Consider the following 12,320-nt stretch of genomic DNA (forward strand, 5'->3'; position numbering starts at 1 on the left):
ACAGGAAGCGTGCGGCGCGCGTGGCTGCACTGCTTCGTGAACTGCGTCAATGCGCCCGTACCCCGCATTGACGCACGCTTCACTGGTGTGCGCATCAGCATAACCCGTTCATTGTCAGCATCGGACCGCAGGTCGCAGCACCACTTCCCTTCACAGCACACGCTTGCCATGGATGAAGTCGCCCGACTTGAAGAACTGAATCGCCTGGGGGTGCTGGATACCGCACCGGAACCCGTGTTCGATGCCATCGTGGCGGCCGCGCGTGCCGCCACCGGCATGCCCACGGGTCTGATTTCGCTGATCGACCACGACCGCCAGTGGTTCAAGGCGAACATCGGTCTGGAAGGCACCTGCGAAACACCGCGTGACATTTCCTTCTGCACCCACGCCATCGAACAGCGGGGTCTGATGGAGGTTCCCGATGCGCTCCAGGACCCGCGTTTCCAGCGCAACCCTCTTGTGCTGGGCGGGCCGCGCATCCGCCACTATGCCGGCATTCCGCTCGAAACCGCGCACGGTGCACAGATCGGCACGCTGTGCCTGCTCGACACCCTGCCCGGCGTGCTCTCGCCCTCGCAGCGCGAGCTGATGGTGCACCTGGGCCGGGTCACCACCCAGGTGCTGGAACAACGCAGCGCGCTGCTGGCCCAGGTTGAGCAGGCCCGCGTGCTGCACCGCGAACTGAAGCGCAGCGAAGATTTCCTGGAGCGCACCAACACCGCCGCGCGCGTGGGTGGCTGGGAACTGGAGCTGGCCACCGGCGAAGTGCGCTGGACCCGCGAAACCAAGCAGATCCACGGCGTGCGTTCCAGTTACGAGCCCACGCTGGCCACCGCCCTGTCCTTCTACCGGCCCGACACCCGCGGCATCATCCAGACGGCGGTGAAGCGCTGCGTGGACGAAGGAACGCCATATGAACTGCAGCTGCCGATGACCACCGCCGACGGGCGCGACATCTGGGTACGCGTGGTCGGCAACCGGCAGATTGTCGAAGGCCGCCAGCGGCTGGTCGGCGCCATCCAGGACATCAGCGAGGAACGCAGCACCCGCGATGCGCTGGAAGCCAGCGAAGTGCGCTACCGGCGCCTGTTCCACTACAGCCTGGGGCTGATCTGCACCCATACGCTGGATGGCACGCTCACCTCGGTGAACCCGGCCGCCATGCAGTCGCTGGGCTACGACGAAGCACACGTGGTCGGGCGCAGCCTGGGCGAGTTCATGCCCGAGGAGAAGCAGGACCATTTTGCCGCTTATCTGCGCCGCATCGGCGCCAACCACACCGATTCGGGCGTGATCGAACTGATCGCCGCCGATGGCACCCGGCGCTACTGGGCCTACCACAACGTGCTGGATTCGGAAGCGCAGCCGCCCTATGTGCTGGGCCACGCGCAGGATGTCACCGCCCTGCGCACCCAGGAACAGCAGCTGCGCGAACTGTCCTTCAAGGACCCGCTGACACAATGCAACAACCGGCGCTACCTGCACACCCTGGAAGCGCAGACCGGACAGGCCTGGGCCTGCCTGGTGTTCGACCTGGACCACTTCAAGCAGATCAACGACAGCGAAGGCCATCGCCGCGGCGATGCGATCCTGGTCGGCTTCGCCACCTTCCTGCGTACACCGCTGGGCAAGGACGAGGCCGTGGTACGGCTGGGTGGCGATGAATTCCTGGTGGTGTCCAACAACCCGGACCCTGCCCGGCTGCAGGAACTGGAGCGCTGGTACAACGATCATTGCAGCGATTCGCCCTGCGCATTCTCGATGGGCGCCGCCCAGCATGTGCCCGGCGAAAGCGTGGCCGACACGATCCACCGCGCCGATGACCATCTGTACCGCGCGCGAGCCCGCGTGCGCCGGTCACCACGCGGCGCCAGCCACGGCGATGGCGGGCACTAGTGCAGCAGGAAACGGTTCATGCGCTGCAGTTCATCGTCCAGCGCATTGCTGAACGCCGTACCGCGCGGTGCGGCGCCGCCGATGTAGCCGAACTGCGGAAGCACTTGGCCGCCGCCCACCGTCACATTCGCCCAGCCAATCACCTGCTCGTGCCACAGCAGCGGCAGCGCGTAGTAACCGAAGCGGCGCTTGGGTGCAGGCGTATAGGCCTCGAACCGGTAGACCCATCCCCACAGCTGTTCGAAGCGGCGACGGTCCCAGACCACCGGGTCGAATGGCGCCAGCAGGCGCACGGCCTCATCCACTGCGTGGCGTCGCGACTGCGGGTTCTCGTCGGCCGGCCAGAACCAGACCGTGCCATCGACCGTGCAGCTGGCCAACTGCGCGCGCGCGTCGCGCAGGGCCTGCTGCAGTGGCGCGGCCAGGTGCGGCGCGCCGTAGCCCAGCAGCCGCACCAGATAGGTCAGGCTGGCCGCCGGCAGCGGCGCGTACTTGCGCACCACCAGGGCCAGCAACGCCTCGGCACGCTGCTGCGCGGTCAGGTCATCGGCCTCAAGCGGCGCGTGCAGCGCCGGTGCATAGATGCGCGTACCACTGTCACGCCGCTGCACCCGCAGCAACCCGCGGTAATGCATGCCATCGAGCAGCTGCGTGCTGGCGTTGCTGGTGCCGCCCCAGTAATTGGTTACCCGTCCATGCGCAAAGACCTGGTCAACCTCACGCGGGTGCACCGCACCCTGCGCCTGCACGAACGCCAGCACCTGCTCGGCGCGGCGCCGGGTGGCCGCATCCCAGGCGCGCTTGGGCACGCGCGGGTGCATCAGCGCCACGTGCTCGCGCGGCAGGAAGCCGTAGTTCACCAGGCAGTCTTCTTCCACCGGCAGTCGCGCATAGCGGCGCTCCAGGTCACCAGCGCGATAGTCCTTCACCCGGTGCCGCAGGGTCAGGTCCTGGGCACGGGCAGGCGCGCGGATCGGATCGGCCTGCACGAAGCCCAGGCGACGGATCGCTGCCATCAGCGTGGTGGGCGTGAACAACGTGCGTGACACCGCGTAGCGGCGCAACTGGTCCAGGGTGGGCGAAGCGGCCATGGGCCATTGTAGATCGGCGCGCAGGGTGGAGGGCGTTGGCCGGATGGCGGCGACTGGGTGGCATCGACGGGATAGAGTCGACTGTTGGTCGACTGCTCTTGCCAGGCCACCGACAACCCGCGCTTCGCGCGATAGTCGACTAACATTCGACTCTACCCAGCCGGGCATATCCAGTCGGCCATACCCACCGTTTCCCCCGCGCAGGGCGCAGAGCATGCGCGGCCGTTCTACAATCCGGGCAGGCCGTCACCCAAGGATCTGCGTGCCCCCGTTCAATCTGTTCCAGCGTCTTTCGCAGGCGCCGACCAATCCCCGCGCCGAACCGGCGCCACGCAGCTTCGATGTGGCCGAACTGTACGCGGGCCCGGTGGCACTGCCCGGTGATGCCGCTGCGGCCCCGCTGGCGCTGGACGAGAAGCTGCGCCAGGCCTACTTCTGGATCGTCAACAACGCGATCATCAGCCCGCACTACGACATCGAGTACCACGACGGTCCCTCGCCGCGGTTCAACGTGGGTGACAGCCGACGTCCGCTCACCCTGCCGTCGGCGCAGAGCTACTCCAGCTACGTGCTGCTGCCGCTGCTGACCTTCGCCACCCGCCGCAAGTGCCTGTTCGTGGGCGGGCCCGGTCGTGGCAAGACCGCCAGCGCCATCCTGATGGGCGTGCTGGCCGGCTACCCGGTGCGCGAGGTGCGCCGCGCCATGCAGCACGGCCACCCGCAGATGACCATTGCCGACCTGCTTGGCAACCCGCTGCCGGCCGATCTGGTCGCCGCCCAGGACATGAACCAGATCCGCATCGCCTGGCGCAGCTGGCTGAGCATGCGGGTGAAGATCATCGACGAGTACAACCGCATTCCCACCCGCACCCAGAGCGCCCTGCTCACGGTGATGGGCGACAACTACGCCGAAATCCTCAACCACGTCTACGAATGCCCCGAATCTGCGTGGTACCTGACCGCCAATGACGATCGCGGCGGCGGCACCTACCAGGTGATCGAGGCCCTGCGCGACCGCATCGACGTGGTCGTGCAGGCGCTGGCCTTCAACCCGCGCTTCCTGGAAGAGATGCTGCTGCGCATCGAACAGGACATCCGGCCCGAAGAAGTCGTGCCGCGCGACATCATCTTCACCGAGGCCGAGGGTGACCAGCTGCTGCAGGAAATCCGCGCGGTCGAGGTTCCGCAGGACGTGCGCCGCCGCATCGAATTCTTCAGCAGCCAGTTCGAGCTGATGGAAACCGCCGGTGCGCAGTTCGAATACATGACCAAGGACACCGCGCGCCTGTCTGGCGCCGACTGGGCGCAGCTGACCGCCGCCGACAGCGGCCGCGACCGCATGAAGGACCTGGGCTGCCAGACCCGCAACGGTCTGTCCGTGCGCAACCTGATGACCCTGCTGATGTTCGCCAAGGCCATGGCCTACTTCCGCGGCAACACCGCCGTGGCCCTGGACGACGTGCGCCAGGTGCTGCCCTTCGTGCTGAACGACAAGCTGCAGCCCGACCCGGATGCACCATTCTTCGCGCTGCCGGAAAACGCCGCCTACCGCAGCGACCACCTGGGCTGGCTGCGTTGGCTGTTCGATGCGTCCACCGCCGAGTACGACCGCCTGGACCTGGACCGCGACGATCCGGTGGGCGCGCTGTCCGAGCAGTTCGCGCAGGGCCTGGACGGGCTGGGCGAAGGCGAGACCCGCAAGCGCCTGACCCGCATCGAACGGCTGGTGGAAGAGCGCGTGAAGGGACGCAAGCTGTATGGCCACCTGTACGACGATCTGCTGAAACTGAAGTACCTGCACCAGCGCTACACCAATTACCTGCACTGGCTGCGGGCGCGCTGAGATGGTGTCGCCCACTCTGGCGTCGCTGCTGGCATCGCGGCGTGCGCTGTTCAACCAGGCCGTGGCCGATGCACGCCACCGCTGGCCAAGCCTGGACCTGGCCGCCTTCAGTCAGTTCGTGCGCGAAACCCTGGATGCGCTGTGCCAGGCCGTGGACGGCGAAGACCCGGCGTGTACCGCCCAGGTGTGCGAGGTGGCCTTCGAACTGGGGCTGCAGCTGGTGGCCCATGGCCAGGCCGGCCCGCGTGCGCGCCTGCCTTGGGTCGATGCGGCCTGGTCCACCCTGGCGCCCGCGCTGGCACCGTTGCTGCGGCGTGAACCGCAGGCGGTGCTGGGCACGGTGGCCAACGCCGTGCTGCGCATGGCCGAACAACCCGGCGTACGCGTGGACGCGTGGATTGCCACCGTGGCCGCACACGGTGCGCAGTGCAGCAACGCGCAGCAGCTGCGCGACCTGGGCGCACTGGCGGCCTGGCGCGCGGGCATGGCGCAGCTGCGTGAGCCGGTACTGCAGCAACTGGACAGCCTTCCGCTCGCAGTGACCGCCGCGATCATCGGCGCCCCTGCCGCCAGCGTAGACGACCTGCTCCCGCGGCTGCGCGCCGACCGCTGGTACCCTCCAGCGCCGAGCGCCGCGGTCGGCCACAGCACCGGCGCGTTCACTGGTTTTGGCGGATCGTTCAGCGCACCGCCTCAGGTGCGGGCGACACCGCAGGGCTTTGTCATCCGCAGCGGCGAACAGCACTTCCTGCTGCTGGCCGATGCCTTCGGTGCCGCCCTGCTGCCGGCCAATGCCGAGGAGTACGATGCGGCGCCGGCCGGTACGCTGCCGGCCGCCACCGCCGCGCGCCTGGCCGACCAGCACCTGCCGCACGCGGCTGCACGCCATCAGGTGCAGGCCGTAGCCAGTGACGCCGGCATCGTTCTGTTCTCGGCCTGGTCGCATGCGCTGCACGTGCTGCCACCGCAATGAAGCCGCCGCCGCTTCCTGGTTCCCTGCTCGCATGGCAGCAGGCGTGGCCACAGGCACTGGCCGCCTGGAGCCGGTTCACCCGCCTGCAGGACCCGCGCCTGTGCGACTCGCACGTGCAGGCCGCAGCAGAGGGCTTGACCGGCAGCTTCGCCGCCATCCGCCTGGCCGACCAGCGCATCGTGATTGATCTTCAGCAGGTGCAGCAGCTCGGCCTGCAGCCCTACGCGGTGGAGATTTTGGCGCACGAGATCGGCCACCACGTGCTGGCCCCGGCCACCGCCAGCGACCATGCGCGCATGCTGGCCCGTATCCGCCGCGCGCTGCCGACGCTGGAAGCACACGCGCCGATGGTGGCCAACCTCTACACCGACCTGCTCATCAACGACCGCCTGCAGCGCCAGAACGGACTGCACATGGATGCCATCTACCAGCGCCTGGCGCAGGCGGCCACCCAGCCGGCATCCACGGTCTGGCAGCTGTACATGGGCATCTACGAGGAACTGTGGCAGCAGCCGCGTGGCGCACTGGGCGGTTCCCCGGACGATGCGGCCGTGCACGCCGACGCATGGCTGGGCGCGCGGGTGGTGCGCGTCTACGCCAACGACTGGATGGCCGGTGCCACCCGCTTTGCGACCCTGCTGCTGCCCTGGCTGCTGCAGGCGCAGACCGATGCACGGCTGGATGCCCTGATGGACACCCGGCACGCCGGCCACGGCAGCCAGCCGGCGGGCCTGGGGCAACTGGATGACGATGAGCTGTCGCCGGTCCTGCACCCGGCACACGACCCGCTCATCACCGGCCAACCCTATGAGGCAACCGCCGAAACGGGCCAGGCGCAAGCGCCGCAGGACACCGCGGCCGCCACCTCGCGCGGGCAGATGCGCGAACCGTTCGAATATGGGCAGATCCTGCGCGCGGCCGGGCTGGATCTGGATGACCACCAGATCGCCATCCGCTACTACCGCGAGCGCGCGCTTCCGCACCTGATCCGCTACCCGAGCGCGCCGCAGCCGCAGGCACTGGAAGCACTGCCCGAAGGCCTGGAGCCGTGGGAACCGGGCGATGCACTGGATGCGGTGGACTGGCTGCAGTCGGTACTGCAATCGCCGCACGTCATCCCCGGCGTCACCACCGTGCAGCGGGTGTACGGGCTCGCGCCCGGCCGCGAGCCGGTGGCCGAACCCATCGATCTGGATCTGTACGTGGACAGCTCGGGTTCGATGCCCAACCCGCAGCAGCACACCTCCTACCTGGCCCTGGCCGGTGCCATCATTGCGTTGTCGGCGCTGCGGGCCGGCGCGCGCGTACAGGCCACATTGTGGAGCGGCACCCACCAGCACCTGCACACCGATGGCTTCGTGCGCGCCGAAGACCCCATCCTGCATGTGCTGACCGGGTACTTCGGCGGCGCCACCGCCTTCCCGATCCATCGCCTGCGCGACACCTATGCCACGCGCACGCCGCGCGACCGCGCCGTGCATATCCTGCATATCTCCGACGACGGCATCACTACCATGTTCGACCAGGACGAGCGTGGCGGCAGCGGCTGGGACATCGCCCGCCATGCACTGCAGGCCGCACGTGGCGGCGGCACCATGGCGCTGAACCTGTACAGCCCGCTGCCGGCACGCCTGGCCGATGCCGCGGCCACCGGCTGGACCGCCGACCTGCTGCGCGCGCGCGCGGCCGGCTGGGATATCCACGTAGTGCGCGACATGGCGGATCTGCTGCAGTTCGCGCGCGCCTTTGCCCAGCGCCACTACGCGCCGGGCCCGGCCGGTCCACGACCGTGATCGTGCTGTGGCGGCTGACCACGCTGTGCAACCTGGCCTGTGGGTTCTGTGCCTACGACCGCCGCGTCCGCCAGCCCCGCGTGCACATGCCGGCCGCAGAGGTGGAGCGTGTCGCGGACCTGTTCGTGCGCTACCAGCAGCGCAGCGGCCAGCCGGTACTGCTGAGCTGGCTGGGTGGCGAGCCGCTGCTCTGGCCCGGCCTGCTGCCGCTGTCGCAGCAACTGCGTCGACAGGGCCTGCGGATCAGCATGACCAGCAACGGCAGCCGCGCCTGGCAACCGGGTGCTGCGCAGGCGCTGGCCGAGGCCTTCGACGAGATCACCTTCAGCATCGATGCCCCGGGCCCCGTGCATGATGCGCTGCGCGGCTGGCCCGGCGGTGCGCGCAGGCTGGAACAGGCGATCCGCGCCCTTGCTGGCCTACGTGCCAGCGACAACCAGAACCGCCCCCGCCTGCGTGCCAATGTGGTGCTCATGCACCCCACCCTCGAACTCTTCCCCGACCTGTGCCTGCAGTTGGCCGAGTGGGGCGTGGATGAGATCACCTTCAACCAGTTGGGTGGCCGCGACCGCCCGCTGTTTCACCGCCAGCACGCGCTGACGGGCGCCGATGTGGCGCAGCTGCGTCATGCCCTGCCCGCCCTGGCCGGTCAGCTGGCCGAGCGCGGCGTGCAGCTGCATGCCCAGCCGGCTTACCTGGACCGCTTCCACGCCAGCGCCATCGGCGCCGCGCTGCCGGTGCTCGATTGCGAGGCCCGCCGCCCGACCCTGTTCATCGACGAACGCGGCCGCATCGGCGCCTGCAGTTTCACCGTCGACACCCACGCCATCGACAGCCGCGACCTGCGCCAACCCGAAGACCTTCATACGCTGCGCGAGCGGCTGCGGCGACAGCGCCTGCAGGCGCCGGCCGCAGTCTGCGGTGATTGTCCTTCCACCCAGGTGTTTGCAAAATTCGGAACATGACCATGACCACTGGCCCTGCCCTTGATGTCCTGCTGCGCCGGCTGCTGGAAACCCCGCCGGATTTCCTCGCCGTGCCACGGCGTGCCGGCCAGGGCAGCGTGCACGTGGCAGCCGTGGTCGGCGATGTGTTCGCCCTGCACGGCGTGGACCTGCCCCCCGCGCTGCGCGCCACCCTGTCCGGTGATCTGCCCGGCGTGGGCGCCAACCAGCTCAGCGTGGCCGCCGTTGCCGCCTGGCTGATGGCCGACCCGCACTGGCAGCAGATCGCCCTGCAGAAGGCGCTCTGGCCAAGCCTGTTTGCAGACGCCATCCCCGCATTGGCGGCCAGCGCCCCGGCCGAGCAGTTCGTGTTCGAGGCCGACCGCCGCGAAGAACTGGCGCGCACCACCATTGCCCGCCTGGGCCTGCTGCCGGACGGGGAAACCGCCGCCCAGGCCGCCGACCGCCTGGCCCGCATCAGCGGCGTGGAACGGCAGCGCCTGCTCGACGCCAGCCGCGCCACCGAGGCGCGCGCCCGCGCCATCCGCGAGGCGCTGGCGCGCAAGGCCGCCGAAGAATCGGCCGACAAGTGGACGCGCGAGTAACCCGTTGGCCATGCACACCGAACCGACCGATGCCGATCGTTACCCCACCCTGAGCGATGCCGGCCGCGCGATGCTGCGGCACATGCGCGAGCACCCGGCCGCGCCGCTGTTCCGCAACGCCAGCGGCAACCGTCTGTTGGCTGATGAAGTGGCCGCGCTGCGCGTCTACGAGCGCGACATCGCCCAGGCGCGATTCGAGTGGCACCCCGGCAGTCCACCGCCGTGGCTGGACGCGTTCGTGGCAGACACCTTCGCCCAGGTGCCGAACTACCGGGCACTGCCGCGCCCGTCAGCGTTCCAGGACATCCACAGCGTGCACCGCGGCGACCTGGCCGCCGACGTGGCCCGCTTCGTACCCGACCCGGTGCCGCTGCAGCGGATGATCAACTTCCGCACCACCGGCACCACCGGCCATCCGCTGGTGCTGCCCTCGCATCCGGTGGTGGCCGCGCGCTACCTCGCCTACCACAAGCGCGCGCTGCACCGCTTCGGCATCACCCTGCGGCACGGCGCCGGGCAGATGGGGGTGATGCTGCTGGGCATGCAGCAGCGCTGCTTCACCTATGTGTCGGTCACCCCCAGCATGGGCGAATCCGGGTTGGCCAAGATCAACCTGCACCCTGACGACTGGCGCCATCCCGATGATCGTGCGCGCTACATCGACCAGATGCAGCCGGAGGTGATCGCCGGCGATCCGATCTCGTTTGCCGCGCTGCTGCAGTTGCCGGTGCAGCACCGCCCGCGCGCGCTGCTGTCGGTGTCGATGGCCCTGTCTCACGGGCTGCGTGCGCAGCTGGCCGAGCGTTTCGGTTGCCCCGTGCTGGACGTGTATTCCATGAACGAGGCCGGGCCGCTGGCGGTGTTCGATGCCGACGCAGGCGGCCACGTGCTGCTGCAACCGGGCATGTACGTGGAAATCCTGGATGCCGAGGGCGCCGCACTGCCGGCCGGGCAGACCGGCGAGATCACGCTCAGCGGCGGCTTCAACTTCTGCCTGCCACTGCTGCGCTATCGCACCGGCGATCGCGGCGCATTGGCCATGGCCGGTGACACTCCGATGATCGTCGGGCTGCAGGGGCGCCGCCCCTTGCGCTACCGCACCGCACAGGGCCGATGGATCAACAACATCGATGTGACGCATGCGTTGGCGCCGTTGCCGCTGTCACGATTTGTCGTGCACCAGAACGCCGACGGCAGCGTGCAGCTGTCGCTGCCGCCGAGCGAACTGCGGCATGCCGACGACGCTGCACGGCGGCTGGCCGCAGCGCTGGGCGGCCAGCCCGTGCAGGTACTCCCGCTGCAGCACGACGACAAAGTCCTGCAGTACAGCAGCGATCTTGCCGGCAGCCACGCGCAGTAACCGCTCAGCGCAACATCTGAGCGTACGCCGCCAGCACTGCCAGATGCCCCACGTAGTACACGTAGAACCACCAGCGCGTGCGCGGAATGGCCCAGGGCCAGCGCGCCATCAGCCACAGCAGCGGCGCCGCCAGCAGTGCCCACGCGTTGCCGTTGAACCAGCACACCGCGGCCAGCGCCGGCAGCGGCAACCACCACACCCGGTGGCGGAACGCGATCCAGCACAGCAGCACCAGCCCTACCCCGGCCCAGCGGTAATCCACGAAGAACGGCAGCACGCCTGCGGCCAGCAACAGCCACCACGGTCGATTCTGAACAAGCGCCTGGATGGCGAGCGCCGCCAAGGCGAAGGTCAGCAGGATGTTCACCGGTAGCCAGCCGCCGAACGCCCACGCATGCAGCGGCTGCGCCAGCACGCCCCACAGCGCCAGGCGGCGGATCGACTTGCCCAGGTCCGCGCCGGGCTGGGCAAGGTTGCACGCCATCACCGCCGCAAACAGCGGAAACGCGATACGCCCCAGCTCGCTCCCCACCGGCACGTAGCCTCCATGGACCACCTTGGCCACGTGATCGCCGGTCATCAACAGCAGCGCCAGCCACTTCAACGCCTCGCGCGCGCCGCTGGGCAGCACGTAAGGAGCGGTGGTCGGGGCCGCGGTTGCATCCTGCATGGGTGTTGGGTTCCTGGTTGCGCCCCAAAATCTTGCCACGGCTGGCTATGCTTGTGCGTCCTGCACGTGAGGCACCGCCATGCGCACCCTGTATCCGTCCATCGCACCCTACCGCCAGCACAGCTTGGCCGTGGATGCGCTGCACACCCTGCATATCGAGGAATGCGGCAACCCACAGGGCCAGCCCGTGGTGTTCCTGCACGGTGGGCCCGGCGCAGGCGTTTCGCCGGTGCACCGCCGCTTCTTCGACCCGGCCCGCTACCGCATCGTGCTGATCGACCAGCGCGGCTGTGGCCGCTCCACCCCCTTTGGCGAACTGCGCGACAACACCACCGCCCACCTGGTGGCTGATATCGAGCGGGTGCGCTCGCACCTGGGCATCGAGCGCTGGCTGGTATTCGGTGGCTCCTGGGGCTCCACGCTGGCGCTGGCCTACGCGCAGGCGCACCCGCAGCGCGCCAGCGGGGTGATCGTACGCGGGGTCTATCTGGGCCGCGCTGAAGAGAACCGCTGGTTCGCCGAAGGCGACGGCGGCGCCCGCTGGATCTTCCCGGAGCGTTGGGCACGCTACGAGGCCTTCATTCCCGAAGACGAACGCGGCGACATGATCGCGGCTTACTGGAAGCGCCTGGACAGCCCGGACCTCTCCGTTCGCATTGCCGCCGCGCAGGCCTGGCTGGGCTGGGAAGACAACGCGGCCACCCTGCTGCACGACGTCAACGCCGTTTCCGATGAAGACCCGCAGCAGGCCCTGGCCAAGGCCCGCATCGAAGCGCACTACTTCCGCCACAACGCATTTCTGGAACACGGCCAGCTGCTGCACAACATCGATCGCATCCGACATCTGCCCGGCGTGATCGTGCAGGGCCGCTACGACATCATCTGCCCCGCCCGCAGCGCTTGGGATCTGGCCCAGGCCTGGCCCGAAGCACGGCTGGAGATGGTGCTATCCGGCCACAGCGCCACCGAAGCGGCCACCACCGATGCACTGATCCGCGCCACCGATGCAGCCCTCGGCAGCCACGCCGGCTGACCTACCCGCACGCGCGGATATACCCACGTATACCCGCGCTGTACCACGGGCCTCTAGGCCGGTCACGGCCAGCGGCGGACAATACCGGCCTGCATCCACTGCGGAGTCGAAG

10 protein-coding genes are annotated in these 12,320 nt (G+C 68.9%); 8 read left to right on the forward strand and 2 right to left on the reverse strand.

Annotated elements, in window-relative coordinates:
* The first annotated feature begins 168 nt into the window (after positions 1 to 168).
* On the forward strand, positions 169 to 1,896 hold the full coding sequence (locus C1922_RS10710; RefSeq protein WP_108749733.1) for a PAS domain S-box protein: 1,728 nt from the start codon (positions 169 to 171) through the stop codon (positions 1,894 to 1,896).
* Here the strand turns inward: C1922_RS10710 and C1922_RS10715 are convergent.
* A complete protein-coding gene (locus C1922_RS10715) occupies positions 1,893 to 2,987 on the reverse strand; it encodes a crosslink repair DNA glycosylase YcaQ family protein (protein ID WP_108749734.1) in 1,095 nt (364 codons plus the stop codon). The two genes, C1922_RS10710 and C1922_RS10715, sit on opposite strands and share 4 nt — an antisense overlap.
* Before the next feature lie 262 nt (positions 2,988 to 3,249).
* Here C1922_RS10715 and C1922_RS10720 point away from each other — a divergent pair, with 262 nt between their 5' ends.
* The 6 genes from C1922_RS10720 to C1922_RS10745 are packed head-to-tail and all read left to right on the forward strand — an operon-like array spanning position 3,250 to position 10,505.
* A complete protein-coding gene (locus C1922_RS10720) occupies positions 3,250 to 4,830 on the forward strand; it encodes an AAA family ATPase (RefSeq protein ID WP_108749735.1) in 1,581 nt (526 codons plus the stop codon).
* A gap of 1 nt (position 4,831) precedes the next feature.
* Positions 4,832 to 5,803: a hypothetical protein gene (locus C1922_RS10725; protein ID WP_108749736.1), complete on the forward strand. Its 972-nt coding sequence runs from the start codon at positions 4,832 to 4,834 to the stop codon at positions 5,801 to 5,803.
* Positions 5,800 to 7,596 (forward strand): VWA domain-containing protein, encoded by a 1,797-nt coding sequence (locus C1922_RS10730; RefSeq protein WP_108749737.1) that lies wholly within the window; start codon positions 5,800 to 5,802, stop codon positions 7,594 to 7,596. Before C1922_RS10725 ends, C1922_RS10730 begins: the two co-directional genes overlap by 4 nt.
* Positions 7,593 to 8,561 (forward strand): radical SAM protein, encoded by a 969-nt coding sequence (locus C1922_RS10735; protein WP_159091944.1) that lies wholly within the window; start codon positions 7,593 to 7,595, stop codon positions 8,559 to 8,561. The genes C1922_RS10730 and C1922_RS10735 overlap by 4 nt, the downstream gene beginning before the upstream one ends.
* Before the next feature lie 2 nt (positions 8,562 to 8,563).
* Positions 8,564 to 9,145, forward strand: coding sequence for a hypothetical protein (locus tag C1922_RS10740; RefSeq protein WP_199912173.1), 582 nt, complete (start codon positions 8,564 to 8,566; stop codon positions 9,143 to 9,145).
* Positions 9,146 to 9,155: 10 nt separating this feature from the next.
* A complete protein-coding gene (locus C1922_RS10745; protein WP_108749739.1) occupies positions 9,156 to 10,505 on the forward strand; it encodes an AMP-binding protein in 1,350 nt (449 codons plus the stop codon).
* Positions 10,506 to 10,509: 4 nt separating this feature from the next.
* Here the strand turns inward: C1922_RS10745 and C1922_RS10750 are convergent, their stop codons facing one another.
* Positions 10,510 to 11,175 carry a TraX family protein gene (locus C1922_RS10750; protein ID WP_108749740.1) on the reverse strand — a complete coding sequence of 222 codons (666 nt, stop codon included), beginning with the start codon at positions 11,173 to 11,175 and terminating at the stop codon, positions 10,510 to 10,512.
* A gap of 79 nt (positions 11,176 to 11,254) precedes the next feature.
* Between C1922_RS10750 and pip the strand changes: the two genes are divergently transcribed.
* The gene (gene pip, locus C1922_RS10755) at positions 11,255 to 12,208 is read left to right on the forward strand and encodes a prolyl aminopeptidase (RefSeq protein ID WP_108749741.1); all 954 of its coding nucleotides are present in this window, start codon (positions 11,255 to 11,257) and stop codon (positions 12,206 to 12,208) included.
* The last annotated feature ends 112 nt before the right edge of the window (positions 12,209 to 12,320 follow it).

It is taken from the genome of Stenotrophomonas sp. ZAC14D2_NAIMI4_7 (genome assembly GCF_003086675.1).
In the GTDB taxonomy this organism is placed as follows: Bacteria; Pseudomonadota; Gammaproteobacteria; order Xanthomonadales; family Xanthomonadaceae; genus Stenotrophomonas.